Source organism: Serratia sp. SA088, assembly GCF_049065515.1.
Lineage (GTDB): Bacteria > Pseudomonadota > Gammaproteobacteria > Enterobacterales > Enterobacteriaceae > Serratia > Serratia nematodiphila.
This window is the reverse complement of record NZ_JBAKGW010000001.1, coordinates 139,930-155,513: the sequence shown is the minus strand read 5'-3', so window position 1 is coordinate 155,513 and position 15,584 is coordinate 139,930. Positions and strand designations below refer to the sequence as shown.

The 15,584-nt window shown below is 56.5% G+C and carries 16 protein-coding genes; 2 read left to right on the top strand and 14 right to left on the bottom strand.

All coding sequences use genetic code 11. From position 1 onward, the window contains the following. The first annotated feature begins 90 nt into the window (after positions 1 to 90). Together ACOWVD_RS00690 and ACOWVD_RS00685 are read left to right on the top strand one after the other, a co-directional pair. Positions 91 to 276 (top strand): hypothetical protein, encoded by a 186-nt coding sequence (locus ACOWVD_RS00690; protein ID WP_049240746.1) that lies wholly within the window; start codon positions 91 to 93, stop codon positions 274 to 276. Then, positions 273 to 452 carry a hypothetical protein gene (locus ACOWVD_RS00685; protein ID WP_015378373.1) on the top strand — a complete coding sequence of 60 codons (180 nt, stop codon included), beginning with the start codon at positions 273 to 275 and terminating at the stop codon, positions 450 to 452. Before ACOWVD_RS00690 ends, ACOWVD_RS00685 begins: the two co-directional genes overlap by 4 nt. A gap of 30 nt (positions 453 to 482) precedes the next feature. Here ACOWVD_RS00685 and ACOWVD_RS00680 read toward each other — a convergent pair whose 3' ends face one another. From ACOWVD_RS00680 to ACOWVD_RS00615, 14 genes are all read right to left on the bottom strand, one after another. Beyond that, positions 483 to 1,916 (bottom strand): EmmdR/YeeO family multidrug/toxin efflux MATE transporter, encoded by a 1,434-nt coding sequence (locus ACOWVD_RS00680; protein ID WP_004935263.1) that lies wholly within the window; start codon positions 1,914 to 1,916, stop codon positions 483 to 485. A gap of 114 nt (positions 1,917 to 2,030) precedes the next feature. Then, positions 2,031 to 2,429, bottom strand: coding sequence for a type II secretion system pilot lipoprotein GspS (gspS, locus tag ACOWVD_RS00675; protein ID WP_049188282.1), 399 nt, complete (start codon positions 2,427 to 2,429; stop codon positions 2,031 to 2,033). A 76-nt stretch (positions 2,430 to 2,505) separates the two neighbouring features. Beyond that, complete coding sequence (locus tag ACOWVD_RS00670; RefSeq protein WP_015378375.1) at positions 2,506 to 2,706, bottom strand: hypothetical protein; 201 nt, start codon at positions 2,704 to 2,706, stop codon at positions 2,506 to 2,508. 116 nt (positions 2,707 to 2,822) lie between these two features. After that, positions 2,823 to 4,958: a peptidase domain-containing ABC transporter gene (locus tag ACOWVD_RS00665; protein WP_004935271.1), complete on the bottom strand. Its 2,136-nt coding sequence runs from the start codon at positions 4,956 to 4,958 to the stop codon at positions 2,823 to 2,825. Further along, a complete protein-coding gene (locus ACOWVD_RS00660) occupies positions 4,945 to 6,240 on the bottom strand; it encodes an HlyD family secretion protein (protein ID WP_049240749.1) in 1,296 nt (431 codons plus the stop codon). Before ACOWVD_RS00660 ends, ACOWVD_RS00665 begins: the two co-directional genes overlap by 14 nt. 58 nt (positions 6,241 to 6,298) lie before the next feature. Continuing rightward, entirely contained in the window at positions 6,299 to 6,658 is a 360-nt protein-coding gene (locus ACOWVD_RS00655) for a hypothetical protein (RefSeq protein WP_049240751.1), read from the bottom strand. 137 nt (positions 6,659 to 6,795) lie between these two features. Next, positions 6,796 to 7,737, bottom strand: a complete 942-nt coding sequence (locus ACOWVD_RS00650; protein WP_049240753.1) for a fimbrial protein — start codon at positions 7,735 to 7,737, stop codon at positions 6,796 to 6,798. Between the two features lie 42 nt (positions 7,738 to 7,779). After that, on the bottom strand, positions 7,780 to 10,356 hold the full coding sequence (locus ACOWVD_RS00645) for a fimbria/pilus outer membrane usher protein (protein ID WP_197842700.1): 2,577 nt from the start codon (positions 10,354 to 10,356) through the stop codon (positions 7,780 to 7,782). A gap of 54 nt (positions 10,357 to 10,410) precedes the next feature. Beyond that, positions 10,411 to 11,094 (bottom strand): fimbrial biogenesis chaperone, encoded by a 684-nt coding sequence (locus ACOWVD_RS00640; protein WP_049240755.1) that lies wholly within the window; start codon positions 11,092 to 11,094, stop codon positions 10,411 to 10,413. A gap of 56 nt (positions 11,095 to 11,150) precedes the next feature. Then, complete coding sequence (locus tag ACOWVD_RS00635; protein WP_075201887.1) at positions 11,151 to 11,690, bottom strand: fimbrial protein; 540 nt, start codon at positions 11,688 to 11,690, stop codon at positions 11,151 to 11,153. A gap of 639 nt (positions 11,691 to 12,329) precedes the next feature. Beyond that, complete coding sequence (locus ACOWVD_RS00630) at positions 12,330 to 13,838, bottom strand: PhoPQ-activated protein PqaA family protein (RefSeq protein WP_049240757.1); 1,509 nt, start codon at positions 13,836 to 13,838, stop codon at positions 12,330 to 12,332. A gap of 70 nt (positions 13,839 to 13,908) precedes the next feature. Next, positions 13,909 to 14,307: a hypothetical protein gene (locus tag ACOWVD_RS00625; RefSeq protein ID WP_004935300.1), complete on the bottom strand. Its 399-nt coding sequence runs from the start codon at positions 14,305 to 14,307 to the stop codon at positions 13,909 to 13,911. Between the two features lie 84 nt (positions 14,308 to 14,391). After that, positions 14,392 to 14,625 (bottom strand): hypothetical protein, encoded by a 234-nt coding sequence (locus ACOWVD_RS00620; protein WP_004935304.1) that lies wholly within the window; start codon positions 14,623 to 14,625, stop codon positions 14,392 to 14,394. A 131-nt stretch (positions 14,626 to 14,756) separates the two neighbouring features. Continuing rightward, entirely contained in the window at positions 14,757 to 15,584 is an 828-nt protein-coding gene (locus ACOWVD_RS00615) for an HAD family hydrolase (protein ID WP_049240761.1), read from the bottom strand.

Here is a 15,584-nt window from a genome sequence, read left to right as displayed (position 1 = left end):
CTCTGCGGCCCCGTCAGCGGCTGCGATCCTCTCCAGCTTAATGGGCAATACAACGATCGGCCGCCTTCGGGCGGCCCTATTCGGAGGCGCATGGTCGACCATACTCGGAAGCATCGAAAGAAGATCCTGCAAGCGGCGGTGAAGACACGGCGTGCCGGTCTGCCGTTCACGGCGGACTCCCCAGCCACCCCGCCCTTTATTGGTTTGCCGCATCAGCCGAAGGCGGTGCTGGTGCATCTGGTCGGCCATGATAGCGCACAGGAGGAACATGAATGAATCTGCAGCCCTTTACCGCCATGTTGATGTTCGCCTATGTGCTGCTGATGGTGCCGCTGCTCTACGTCATCGACAGCCGCCTGAGCGCCAGCAAGCTGGTGCGCAAAGCCACGCAAAACCTCATCATCATCGCGTTGACGCTGCTGTTCTTCAGCGCGATGACGCTTTTATACTGAGGCCATCTCGCCGGTGCCCCGCGGCCGACGTTACCCGGCCTCCCGGCGTTTGGCCCGCGGATATTTCCACAGCCAGCGCCCGCTGACCATGCGCCAGTAGAACAAGGCGCCGCGCACCGCCCAATCGAGGAACATCCCCAACCAGACACCCACCACGCCCATGCCCAGTTCGATACCCAGCGCGTAGCCCGCCACCACGCGGCAGCCCCACATGCCAAGCATCGTCACCCACATGGCGAAGCGGGCGTCGCGCGCGCCTTTCAGCCCGGCGGGCAACACCCAGGAAGCGGCCCAGATCGGCATAAAGGCGGCATTGAGCCAAATCAGGGTTTTCACCACCGTTTTCACGTCATCCTGCGAGGTATAAAACGCGGCGAATACCCCAGCCAACGGCGCCGTGCCCCAGGCGATAGCGGTCAACCCGAGGGTAGACAGCCAGAAAATATGGCGCAGCTGCCGTTCCGCCTGACCGATCTCGCCTTTGCCTAGCCGCCGGCCAACGATGATAGTCGAAGCCGAGCCCAGCGCGTTGCCCGGCAAATTGATCAACGAAGCGATGGAGAAGGCGATAAAGTTACCGGCGATCACGTTGGTGCCCATGCCGGCGACGAACATCTGCGTCAACAGTTTGCCGCCGTTGAACAGCACCGACTCGACGCTGGCGGGAATGCCGATCCCCAGCACTTCCCACAGGATGCTCATCTTCAGCGGCGTGAAATAGCTTTTCAGCGTGATGTGCAGCGCCGGATTAAAACCGATCGCCAGTACATAGAGGATGGCGATGGCGCCGATATAGCGGGAAATCGTCAGCCCCAGCCCGGCGCCGACGAACCCCAACCCGTGCCAGCCAAGCATGCCGTAAATCAGGATGCTGCTGATGATGATATTGAGGATATTCATGCCGCCATTGATAAGCAGCGGGATCTTGGTGTTGCCTGCGCCGCGCAGGGCACCGCTGCCGATCAGCGCAATCGCCGCCGCCGGGTAGCTCCACACCGTGGTTTGCAGGTAAGAGAGCGCCAGCGCTTTCACCTCAGGCGAGGCCGCGCCGGCGATCACATCAATGATCGGTTCGCCCGCCAGGTGAATGCCCGCCGCCAACAGCAGCGCCACGCCGGTCATCAGCACCAGCGACTGACGCGCCGCCGCCCGCGCCCGCCGGCGATCGCGCTTGCCGAGGCTGAAGGCCACCACCACGGTGGTGCCGAGATCCACCGCGGCAAAAAAGGCGATAATCACCATGTTGAAGCTGTCCGCCAGCCCCACCCCGGCCATCGCCTCTTTGCCGAGCCAACTCACCAGAAAGGTGCTCAGCACCCCCATCAACAGAACGCAGGCGTTCTCCAGAAAAATCGGCACCGCCAGCGGCGTGATTTCGCGCCAGAACAGCACGCGGTAGCTTTTCCGTTTGGCGTACCAGGGCGTATTTTCCACGCGCTGACGCAGTGCGGCATACAGGTTCAAGGTGGGCTCGATGGATAAAAGTGAAACATCATTTCAAATGATGAGCGATAAATCGTTATCCTGCAAAGAATTTTTGGGCGCCCGTGGCGAGCGCCCGACAGGCACACCGTAGCGCTACTCCATGTAGTCTTCCTGATCGGCCTGCGCCGCCGCGATAAAGCGCGCGGTGCTGCGGCTGAGCGTGGCGCATTTGTCCGTCAGCAGTTGACTATCCTGTTGCAGAGTCAGGTAACGCGCCTGGGTGAGCGCCGGCAACTGCCGATACCCTGCCGCCTGCGTATCCCAGCCGCGGTGCTGCGCTGCACGCATCGCGGTACGTTGTAATTTCACGTCGTCCGGCACGTCACTGCGCCCGCAGTCCACGCGCAGGAAATGCCCGCCGGCCAACATCAAAGCGATGTGATCCAATTGCGCCTGCAGCGGCGGCGCCGGTTGGTGCGCCGTCTGCTGACAACCCGCAAGCAGCAACAACGCCGCTACGCCGCAAAGAGACGTGCGAAACAGAGTAGACATGGACGCTCCCGGAAACCTGTGGGTGATGCAATGATCTTAGGTGAGCGGATGCCGGGCGGCAAGGCGGGCAGTACGCTTAGCGCCGGCCGCTGCTGACCTTGGTGGCGCGGGCGGGGTTGCCGGCGACGAATTCCAGCGTGGGGGAATAGTAAAACGGCAACCAGGCGTTATAGCCGCTCTCCCACTCCCATTTGACCGGGCAAGGCCACAGCATGTCTTCATGCAGGATGTAATAGATCCACCGCCCGGGCGGGCGGCGCGGTTTGCGCGTTTTCATAGCGGGTTCGACGGCCTGATGGAATGCGATAGGGTCAACTGCTGCATTTTACCGCGATTTTCGCCGTGGGGACAGCCTGCGTTGCCGGTTTCGCCCCCGGCGCCGGCAAGCGCCCTTTATTCACCGCCGCCTGCCGGCGCGCCGCTCTCGGCCCCCAGCACCACCACCCTGTCGGCCGAGTCGATGGTCGACTTTCTGTGGGCGACGATCACGCGCGTAATATTCAGCGAAGATATCGCCCGGTTGATCGCCGACTCATTCTCAACGTCCAGATGGCTGGTCGCTTCATCCATAAACAGCACGCTCGGGCGGCGATAGAGGGCGCGCGCGATAAACAAACGTTGCTTTTGCCCGCCGGAGATGCCGTTGCCCAACTCGCCGATCAGGGTTTCGTAGCCCATCGGCATCTGCATGATTTCATCGTGGATATTACTGTGTATCGCGCAGGCCATGATCAGCTCTTTATTGGCATTGACCTCAAACCCGCTGATGTTTTCCGCAATGGACCCGGAGAACAGCCGGTCGTCCTGCAGCACGCAGGCGATCGCGTTACGGTAGTTATTCACCCCGACTTTATGGATATCCATCGCGTCGGCCAAAACCTGGCCGGAAGTGGGGCTGAGCAAACCGCACATCACCTTCAGCAAGGTGGTCTTGCCCGCGCCGGAGGCGCCCACGACGGCCACGCTTTCGCCGGCCGCAATGCGCATGTTCAGGTCTTTGAAGATCGGCCGCGACAGCGCGTCATATTGATACGTAAGATTTTTTACCTCAATGGCAATCCCCGTGCCCGAGGGGAAAACCTGTCGCGGCGCGGACTCCGTCTCCGCATCGGTAAAGACGATGTCGGATATCCTCTCATTGTGCAGCGACAGCATGCGCAAGCCGATCGCCAGGTCGATCAGGCTCGAGGCCCGCTGAGAGAACTGGCCGCGATAGGCATTGAACGCCATGAACATGCCGAGCGTCATGGAATTGTCGATGACCATCATGGCGCCAAGCCACAGGATCGCCACCTGATCGAGCGTCGTGATAAAGGTATTGATCCCGCCGAACATCATATTGAATCGGGTGATTTTGATATTGGTATTGGCGGCGTCGACGTTCAGATTGAGCCAATAGCTGGAGCGCGTTTCCTTGATGCCCAGCGCCTTGACGGTAGAGATGCCGTACAGCGTCTCCATGAAATGCGAGTTGGCCTTGGCCGCCTTGACGATCTGCTCCTCCGAGAATTGACGGTAGGTTCTGTAAGTCATCATCCTGATGAGGATGTAGATCAGAGTGAAGCCCGCCACGACCCAGACCAGCCAGCCGCCGTAGACCATCATCATCGCGAACAGCCCGACCGTCATGATGCCGTCGATGATCCCGCTGACGATATTATTGGTAAAGGTGGTTCTGATCGCATCCAGCGAGGAAAAGCGCGATTGAATGTCCCCCAGGTGCCGTTTTTCGAAAAAATCCAGCGGCAGCTTCATCAGGTGTTCAAACAGCGTCGTCTTCCACTGAATATCGGTCAGCGTCCCGAGCACGATGGAGATCCAGGCCCTGGCGATGCTGACCACCGCGCGGAACAAGGTGAAGAAGATCAGCCCCAAACAGATGACCGTCAGCAGGCTGTAGTCATGCGCCTGAATGACATGGTCGGTCACCAGTTGCGTTCCCACCGGCAGCAGCAGGTTGACCGATTCGATGACTATCGATAACGCAAAGATCTTGAGCAGCGTCCCCGGCAGGCCCTCGATGTTTTTCATCAAATCCAGCAGGCGCAAACGGGTCTTGAGGGTCTCTTTTTGAAAGGCCCTGTCGGGCCACAGCTCCAACGCGATGCCGGTAAAATGATTCGACATCTCCTGCAGCCCGATCACTCGGCGCCCGAAGGCCGGATCGTGAATGACAAAACCGGCGCGCTGCACCTTAACCAACACCACAAAGTGATTCATATTCCAGTGCAGTATGCAGGGCGTTTTCAGCTGATTGATTTCGTCGATGTCCAAGGACAAGGCGCGCGTCTTCAGCTGGATTTGCGACGCGATTTGAGAGATCGTCCCCAGGGTCGCGCCCTGGGTGGAAATGCCGAATCGCTGCCGCAGGCTCAGCATATCCACATTAAACCCGTAATAGGAGGCGATCATGGCAAGGCACGCCAGGCCGCATTCCGATGATTCCGACTGCAAGATGCTCGGCACCCGCTTGCGCAGTGAGAAGGTTAACTTCTCGTTGATCCGTTCAAAGAGATTATTGTCCTTCATCGACTCGCCCCACAACGCTGTTTTTTATGTCATACAAAGGCGCGACCGCCCACTGATAAAGCGGTTTCTTATCCAGGAAGACGATGACCCTGGCCTGCAGCCCGCTGCTGATTTCGAGATATTTGCCTTTATCGCTGAATTGCGTGTCGCTGATGGACGCCAGCACTTTGTAGTAGGCGTTCCTTTCCCTTTTATTTCCGCTGCTGTATTCCGACATTTCCTGCGGGGAGGCGGGGACCGACGAGATGGATTCTATTTTTCCCGGAAACTGACCGAATTTATCCGACGGGAAGGCTTCATAGCGAATGTTGATGCCATCGCCGATTTTCACGTAGGGCAAACTGTTATTCGGCAGCCATAAAACCAGATAATATTTGATGTTATCAATCGGCTTGATTTGCGCCAGACTGCTGCCGCTCTCGACCACCTGCCCGGCGGTCACGCTCAGCGACTCGATTTTCCCCTTGAGCGGCGCTTTGATAATGACCTGGCCGCCGGCATTGGACTCCGCCAGCTGGCGTTGTAAATCACTGCGTTGCGATTCGCTTTGCGATATCTGATTGTCGTAATCGGCGGCGCGAATCAGCAAATCGCTGCGCAACTGCGACAGCTGAATATTTTGCTGGATCTTTTGGTTGTAGAGCGCCTGATACGAGCTTTGCTGTTGTTGAAAAAGCGAACGCTGATAATTTAACTGATCTTTGGTGATCAGGCCTTTCGTCAAATAGTGTTCGTAATTTTTCAGGCTATCGCGCATTTTATCCATCCCCTCTTTGGCGCTGAGGTTCAGTTTCTCGGTTTCTTTATAGGCGTTTTCATAGCTATTGATCTGTTTGCGCAAATTATCCAGCATGGCGGTTTTATTTTTATTCAGCTTGCTGATTATCGAATCCAGATTGCTAATCTGTTTGCTTATTTCGCTGGCCGCGATATGGCTGATATTGCCGGACGTGGTGCTTCTCGAGACATCAATCGCATACAGCGGCTCGTCCTTTTCCACGACGTCACCGGCTTTATGAAATGCCTGGCTCACGTAGCCATATTGGGAGGAAAACACATTGGTGGAATGCGGGATGCTGATCACCTCGCCTTCAACATCGACCCGGCGCGTGTACTCGCAAAAATAGAGTGCGCCCGCCAGGATCAGAATAAAAGTGAAACAGGTGGCGGCAATCACATGGCTCGATGCGCCGGAAATTAACAGCGCCCTGCCGGTCCATCTTTGACGTTGATAATTGACCGCCTCCTGGCGGAAAATATTCCTGCTCTTATTCTCACTCATATAACAAGCCTAAATGAACGAGAGCCGCAGCGAAACGCTGCGGCCTCTTTTAGATATTTTAAATCAAAGTGCCATTGATGACGCCTTCGGCAGCTTTTTTAGAGTACTCCAGGGTCGTTTCCCAGCCAGCCAGAGCACCGCCAATGCCTCCGACAATACCACCGTGGATAGCGCCGTAGATCATGCCGACCCCTTGGCCAATAGAACCGACGCCCAGCAGGCCGCCACCGTCGCCGCCGTGACGACCGCCAATAATTGCACCAGCGGCACTGGCAGCAGCCGCACCTAAAACCAGCGACGAAGCCGCTTCCGCGGCATTCGTGACAGCGCTGCCAACGAGGCCGACAATTCCATTATTCAAATTCCAGGAATAGGCACCTGACACTTCATTCATTTCGATAACAGACAGTTCTTTCATTGGTTAATCTCCATATTTAAACGGACAAACACGGCCATACATGCGTGTTGTCATTGCATTGGCATCAAACTGCAGCGCCTGATGCCACCAATAATGTCGCGCGAACAGACGACATTATATTTTTAATGGGGGTCTCTTTAATTCTGCGTAATGGTGAATGTCATCACCGCGTCGGCCTGCCCGGGGCTAATGGCTCCCGTTTGCTTATAGCGCGCCATCAAGGGGATCCTGATCTCTTTTTCAGCCGCGGTGTGGTAATTGATCGGTCTGGAAAACGTTAATGGATTACGGTTCTCATCCAACACTTCCACGGCGACGCCCTTCGCCGCATCGGCGCCGTCGGCGATATCAATCATTCCCACGCCTGGCGAATTTCCGGCCGCCTCGAACGTGATCTGAATCGGAATATTGTCCTCCTGACATTGCAGAACCACGGAAAAATTGCGTTCGGAAGACGCCGCCGTGCTGCCGACGCCATTAAACTCGCTGCGTTTAGGGCTACCCAGATTCACCGTTTGATTTTTATAGTTCAAATCAACCAGGCAACTTTTCTGAATGACCTTCATGCCGGAAATACTGAGATCCAAAATTGAGGTCGAATCCAGATAATATCTGGCGATAATCTTCCCGCCCATATCGCCGCCGGTTTTGATCGGGCCGGTTTTAATAAACGTCAGCCGAACATCGTTTCGATTGATCCACGGCGTCAGCAAGTTGGGCGAAATCGCCGTGTTGACGGGCACGTTCTTATTGCTCTGCCATAAGTCTGAAATCTTCACCCCCACGCCCTCGATGCCGGTTTCAAATACGCCGGGCAACGCGCTCGGCGTCAGCGGCGACATGGAGCGATAGGCGACCGAGCCGGAACAAAGAAAAGAAAACGTCGTGCCGTTAATGCTGTTCTCGGTTCGAACGGCCAGCTGCTCGCCGACTTCGATGCGCGGATCCACGGCCAGCGTCAGCAACCCCATGCGGGCGGTTTTCGCGTTGGTGGTACAGGTGCCGGCATAAACCGCCGTCGTGAGCGTCGCCAGCCACACCAGGGCGCCGTAACCCAATATCCTGAGAAAAACGTTCATTTTCACTCTCACTTAAAAGTCATGATGGAGATAGAGCGAGATCTATTGGCAAACGCCATTTAGGGTTTGGAGACCCGCTGACGGCGGCTCCGCCGGCAACTGATAACGGATGCGGCATTGGTTCTCGCCATTCCTGCCCCACTGCGCGATGAGCAGGCCCTTTTCCGCCATGCCGCTCAGATAGACCACGCCGTCGCCGCCGACCAGGAACGGCTGAGTCGCCCCCTCGGCAAGACGCAGGCTGGCGCCCAGCGGCAGGGGGGCCCCCTGCGAGTCAGTCACCTTCATCAAAATCCGTCTGCCGACGTTGGCTTTGAAATTCGCCCGGCTCACCGCGCCGCGAGTCGGCGTGACCGACTGGTTCGTCAACTCGAGATCGACATCATCCGGCAAGCTGTCGACATCGAGGCGAATCGAATTGTTGCGATAAGGCGTGGCGTAAGGAACGATCGCGTAGCCGCGCCAGTCGGTTTTCACCCCGACCTGATTGCCGACCGCCACATCGCTCGCGCCGGCCGCCTGCACCAGGGCGACGGTTTCGCCGAACGGTTGACCGAAGGTCACGCCGTCTTCATGGGCGATCACCCCGCCCTTCACCCCGTAGTTGACGCGCTGTTGACTGCGATCGTAGGCGTAACCCGCCGTGAGTTCGCCGTACGTCGCGCGCCAGTCGGCGTTGGCGTTGCCGCTGTTGCCCTGGCCCTGGCTGCCATACCCTTCCTGTACGCTCCAACTGAGGTTGCCGCCGGCCAGCGCCGTGCCGTTGAGGCCCGCCGTATGGCTGGTATTGCCTTTTTTGCTGGTGTTGAGACTGTAGGTGGCGTAGGTGTTGCTCAGCCATTTCTCTAATGGCACGCTGATGTTGAAAGCGAAGATCTGATCGCGATCGTAAATGCGCCCGCGGTTCGAATCACCGTAAATAGCCTGTGAATTCCGGCTGTAGCTGTAGTTAAAACCGTAGCTGATGCCATTCCAGCTATTGTTGTAACCCGCGCTCAGCGATTGCATATTGCGCTCGGAGCCCCAATAGTCTTCGGAGACCGCGCTGAGTGAAAGCGACCCCGCCCCTTCCCATAAATTCTGGTTCAGCGTGATTTCGCCGCGATTTTTGCGGCGGTCTATCGGGGCGTAACGGTTGCCGCTGCGATAGGTGTCCAGCACTTCCTGCAGCCCATAGTAGCCGCTGGTCGAATAGCGGTAGCCGGCGATGGCGAAGTTCGTCCCCGTCTCGACGATATTTTTGCTGTAGCGCACGCGCCACGACTGACCATCACTTTTCGGCTGATGCTCCTGCTTTGCCCATGCCTGGGTGACGTCGGCCGACAGGGCACCGAACTCGCCCAGGTTCTTGCCCAGACCCAATGCCAGCGATTGATACGGCCCGGCGAATTGGCCGCCGCCATACAGGGTGAAACCGGCGGGCAAGCCATAAATCAGGCTGGCCTGCGAGAAGATCTTTTTATCCACGCTGTGATCGTAAGTGCGGTATTGACCCGAGGTCAGCGCATATTTCAGCCGCCCTTCGCGTTGCAGCACCGGCAGGCTGGCGAAGGGAACGGTCAGGTGCTGTTCGCTGCCGTCCGCCTCCTTGATAGTCACCTCCAAATCGCCGCTGCCGCCGGTCGGGTACATGTCCGAAATTTCAAACGCGCCCGGCGCAACGTAACTCTGGTAGATGACATAGCCGTTTTGGCGAATGACCACTTGCGCATTGCTGCGCGCGATGCCGCGCACCACCGGCGCATAACCACGCAGGCTTTCCGGCAACATGTCGTCATCGGAAGCCAGCTGCGCGCCGCGAAACGACACGCTGTCAAACACATCGGACGGGCTGCTGCTTTCGCCGAGCGTCAGCAAGCTTTTCAGGCGGATGATATTGCGCTGGGCGTAGGTATAGACGGAGTCCCAACGATCCTCCGACGCTCGCCCGCCGCCGGCGCTGTTGTAGCTCCAGGTGGTGTAGTTCCGCACTCGCCAGGCGCCCAGGTTGAAGCCCGGCCGCAGGTTGAGGTAATAACTGCTTGCGCTCTGGGTGAATCGATCGCGCCCCTTGCTGTTGCTGCCGGTGAAGCCGTAGTTCAGCAGCATCGCCGGCAGGCCTTCATCCCATTGTTCCGGCGGAACGTATCCGCGCACCTTATTTTCCAACGCCGCCTGGGGGATACTCAGCATCAGGCGTTGGCGGTTAAATTGAAATTGCGCCGAGGCCTGTGGGATCGCGGCCAAATTCGCGCAGCGATCGGCGCCGGCCAAACCGGGAAACAGCTCAACTTTCACCCCAAGCCGTTTCAGATCTTCCCGCGTCAGACAAGGCTGCAGCTCGGCCTTCTCGTCGCTGCCGGCCCGCAGAGCGAACGACACCTCGTGCGTTTCCAGCAGCATGTCGTTCACCCAAATATCGACCCGATACGTGCCGGGAACCTGCTGGCCATTTTCAAAAATCGACAGATCGACGTGCTGCTGGCCTGAGCGCCCGGTTTCCAGCAACGCCGGATTAAAATAGTCACGAGAGAAGGCGGGATTAGCCATATTGCCGCATACCGCCGTTGTTACCGTGAATAAGGCTATGCGTTTCAGCCAAGCATCCCGCTTCGCTAATATACGCTTTTGAGTTATCATTCATTAGCTCCATTATTGAAATGTTTTATCCTTTTTTCTGCCTTCCCTTACAGATTAAATACCTGACTGATGTTCTTTACCTGTGCCGCCATAATCATTAATTAATTTCCAGCTTACCGACGTTGCGCCCGCCACGGGCAATGCAAACATTTCGCTGCTCATCGGCGCGATATATGCCACCTCTTTCATTTCCCGCCCCCCGATACGGACATAATGGAAGTTCATATAATAAGGCGTTGGGTTGGTGAGTTTTAATTCTGAACCGACACGCTGCCATTTCAGCTGCTGCGTCACCTCTTCGGGTACCTGGCGGAGCAGCGGCGCCGGCCGATAAATCAATTTAATGCGGGTCTTGACCGCTATTTGCAGCGTATTCGATTTACCCGTCTGGGTTGTTGAAGGAATGGATTTAATATTCATCCAATACAAGCTTTCTTTATCTTTCGGTAAGTCATCGCCCACTTTCACGATGCGCAGCATATTTTCCTGGTTGCCGTCCAGCCGAAATAAAGGCGGCGTAACGATAAACGCGATTTTATCCACCCCGCTTTGTTGATTCTCCAGCCAGGACTGAATCAAATACGGTTCTTTATCCGGATTCTCCACGCTGATTGACGCTTCTTTTTTTTCGCCGTTGAATATCACCCGCGTCCCGCCAATCACCACGCCGGCGTGAACCGTAGACGCAAACAATAAAATAATGAGAGCCGCTAAGGCGCCGTAGCGATTAAAACGCATAATATTATCTCCGAGGCAATACGGCCCGCTGTGAACCAGCGGGCAAGAAAATATTATCAGTTATAATTCAGCGTAAAGGTGGCGACGCTATTGGCTTTACCGGCGGTCACATCTGCCTGCGTGGAAATATAGCGGGCGGTAAAATCGAGGTTATTTTTCACGCCGCTGCCGGAAGCCAACGGATAAGCCGTCGACGCCGTGTAAAGCGGCAGAACACTGTTAGAAATATCAGACAGTTGGATACCGACGCCGGTAGCGACATCCGTTTCCTGAGTCAGCTGCAATACGTTGCTGTCGCCGTTATCGGCCGCGCCGTCAAACTTAACGGTGGCGCTGTTTACCGTATCCGGACAATCGGTGACTTCCAGCGTGAATTTTGTCGCGCTGGACGTTGATCCCTTGCCACCCGCAAATGCCGTTCGGGCCACATCACCCAAAACAACATTTAATGGATTACTCAAGTCATTCGTGACCTTGCACGCAGCATCGACAATATTCCCGGTAAAATTAACCTGACCATCTGCTGCCAGAGCAGGTAAAGCGCTTGAACACGCTGCCGCGACAAATGCCAACATAATCACTTTTTTTTCCATCATGGGTACTTCTCCTTTTGATTAGACAGACTTCAAAATATCCCCGCCACGAAGAACCCTGACAGGGAGAATAGGAGCCCTGCTCCTTTCACAGTTAATTATGCTTAGCTTTCCCCCTTTAGCAATACATAAAATCAATGTAAAGATGAGAAAAGATAATCACCCCAAATAGAATTAGCATCATTCTTAATTTTATTTTGAAAAAACCGCCAAATCGGCGTTTCTTGATTCATTCATCTGGCCGCAAGGGAATTTATTATCGCGCTATTCGAAGGCGTTTTCGCCAGATCCTCCTCATTTCCCCCTCAGGCGAAAAATCAGGTGACATCGCCGTAAAATGAAAACCTGGCGAAAAAAATCGCACTGAAATAAATGACATTTATATTACGAAAGACATCACGACGCGGCGGCAGCGAGAGGGGCGGCAGAATAGCAAAAGCATGGCGATAACGGTTTATCGAACGGGAGGGAGAATAAGGCATTCGCCGTTCAAGAAACCGGCGTAGTGATATGACAACGAGAAAATGGCGTTACGCAGAAATATTCTGTCTGGCGCCGTTCACTATTTCGAAAAAAAGCCGGCAATGCGCTCTGTCGCGCAGAATAACGCATTGCCGCCTTATTGTTTTTCGGCGCCGCTAATTAATCGTCATGGCGATAATCTTCACCCAACCCTCTGCCGGGTAGGGTTTCACACGCCAGGCCATCGCCCGCGGGAACGGCGGACGGATAGTTATCGTCCGGCGTGATAAAGACCGGCGTGGTCGCGATAAACCCATCGTTGAACACCGCCTCGATAAAGGTGGCCTCCCAGCCTTGCGCCGGGGCGGCCAGACGAAACTCGCCGCGATCGGCCTCCGCTGCGGCCAACGGCTCCGGGGTAAAGCGTACGCCGCACGAATAACGAAAATCTCGGGCCGTGCGGTTGTGCGCGCTCCAGCGCCGCACGGTGGCCGGCGGTTCGGAAAAACGCAGCGTGCGCACCGCAGCATCCGCGGCGCTGCCTTGCACCTCGATCGTCGGCAACGCGATATCGCGCTGGCGGCGCTTGATCATCGCCAGTATGGCGCGTTCGGCGGCCGGCCGGCTTGCCGCGCGATCCCCGTCGGCAATCGCGCGCAGCGAAGCCTCTCCCGGTGAGGCGCTGAAATAGAATCGCGTGCTGTCCGGCGGATAACGTTCGTCGCCGCTGGCGATGATGACATATTTCGCCGCCGCTGGCCGCGCTCCCGCCGTCGGCGGCGGATAAGCGGTGGGATCCGCTATTTGCATCAGTTTGTCGAACGCCGGCGTCTCTATGCGCCGATCGATGCCGAGTTGGTAATAAGGATGAAACGCCAACGGCCAACGGCCGCCATACGTACGATAGGTATGCTTCAAGACCTGCCGCGCCGCGACCCCATCCGGGAACATGGCGACGACGGCATCGATGCGCTCATCCGACAATGACGCCAGCCACGCCGCGGTTGCGCCGCTCGCCGCGCCCGCCACGATGAATTTATCTATCCCCCATCGGCTCAATTCGCGCTGCGCCAGCGTCATGGTTTGCGACAAGGCCGCCGTCATGGGGATCGCCAGCGGCATCATCAAGTATTCATCCGCATCGTCCAGGAACAATCGCCAGCCTCGGGCCTGGCTGTCCTCCCCCGCACGACGCCGCCCCTCATTTTGATATTCCAGGTACGGATAAGGCAGCCGGTTGACGACAATCACGACGGTGTGACTTTCCGCCGCCAATGCCGCCGGCATAGCGACGGAAAACGTCGCATTTTGCTTGCCTGCCCCGCTCGCCCCTGCGGCGGCGCAAGCGCAGTCATCGCTCATCAGCACCAACGCTTTACGGGCAAGCGCCCCGTTGGGGATATAAATATCCACATCGTGCCACCATTGCGTCGGCCGGATGGCGTCTTGCGGCGACCAGGATTGCGACATCAACCGATAATGGCGTATCGACACGTCATGGCCGTTATCCACGCCCTTTAACGAATATGACAGAGGCAATATCGCCAACTGGTTGTTATAACAAGGAATAACGGTGTGCAAGGCGGGATGTTCGTCCGCAAAGCAGCGATCTTCCTCTGCCGCCATGGCCTGCCGGCCGCCGATTAAGGCCAGGCAAATCAGCGCGATGTATCCGATGCGTTTTAGCATTTTTTCCTCCCCCCTTTGTCCGTGACAAATCCCTTGTACGCCGCCTGGCGGCAGGAAACCTTCCGCGCGCCTAGAGCACCTGATGAAAGCGTATCGGATAGCCAAAGCTGTCCTTTTCGAACGCCACGTCCCTGTCGTTCTCGCCCAGCAATAGGCTGTAAACGCCGTTTTCCTCATAACGGCTCATGGCGATATACAGCACGACCTCCCGATGGTCAGCGATCGTAAACTGTTTGCGCCTGGCGTTGATTTCCAACGTAAACGCCACCACCGGATTGTTGTTCAGAAATACCGAGGTCTGCTGCATGGAGACGATCCTGCCCTGCGCTTTCTCGGTCACCTGAAAGGGCGTGGCGTCATTGGGGGCGCGTATATCCACCTTCTTTTGGATATAGATAAAGTTAAACACCGCCAACGCCACCGCCACGAACAGATTGATGGCCATGATCAAGATGATTTTATTCGCCATGAACTCTCCCTTTGCCGTTCTTCCGGCTCCCGACATGTGCGAGGTAAAAGTGCCCTTGCGGGCACTTTTCATTAAGGGCCGGGCTTATGACGATTTACGGCCAAACAGCTGCGAGAAGGCGCTAATCCCGGCATCGATGACGGCGCCAATGCCCTCACCGAGTTTGGCGCCGGCGCCCGCCGCATCCGCGTGGATCCCGAATAGACCGGTACCGGCATCTACGATGGCGCCAATGCCATTGCCCAGGATTTTGCCGGCATCGGAAGCGATGCCTGCGCCGGAAACCGCCATGACTTCTGCTTCAGTCAGTTCTTTCATACTGTCTCCTTTGTATTTATCGACATGTTTAGTAATGAAAAAATGAAACCCTCACTGTTTGTTCACCTCCTTGCTATCTGCTCACGAAAGACCCTGTTGCCAATGCGTTCACCCGCGCGGCGGTGACAATGTCAGAACAGGCCGAACTCACGGCAGAGATAATCGGCAACGCCATTGCGGCTGTTGGGCAACGCAATCGGGTTAAACGGCAGCGCGCGCTTCAATTCGCCCATCGCATTGCCCATCACCACCCCCGTTCCGGCCCAGCGCAGCATGTCCAAATCGTTCATCGCATCGCCGAAAGAGAGGCAATCGCGCATCGCTATCTGTTTGGCGCTCAGATAGTCGGCCACGCTTCTGGCCTTGGAAATATGCTTATCCATGATGTCTATCGTTTCCGCAGAGGACTTACAGATGGACAGCGTTTTTCCGAAAGCCTGACTGACCTCGTCGTAAAACCGCTCGATCAGCGCCGCTTCACCCTGCAGCAGCACTTTCAGGATCGGTTGCCGTTTCATCGCCTCCGGCTCGACATAGCGGCAAGCGACGCCCGAGGCTTTGATATAGTCGGCAAAATGCGGATTCTCTTCGGCCATCATCCATCCTTCCTGGGTGAACAACGTCACGTGGAGCGGACAGGCGAAGAGGTAATCCATCAACATCATTTGGCTGTCGCGAGGCAGGAAATAGCTTTTATCCGCCACCGGCCTCCCCTCGATATTGACCATCGCGCCATTGCAGGAGACGATCGCCGGCGAGAACCCCAAGCCATCCACAATCCCGCGCGCATCCGCATCGCAACGGCCTGTCGCGATGACGATTTCCAGTCCGCGGGCATGCAGGATATTGAGCGTTTCCACCGTCAGATCAGACAGATTTCCGGCAGGATCCAGCAAGGTTCCGTCAAGATCGCTCACGATCGCCCGGTATTTTATTTTGCCGTCGATAGCAAGCCACAT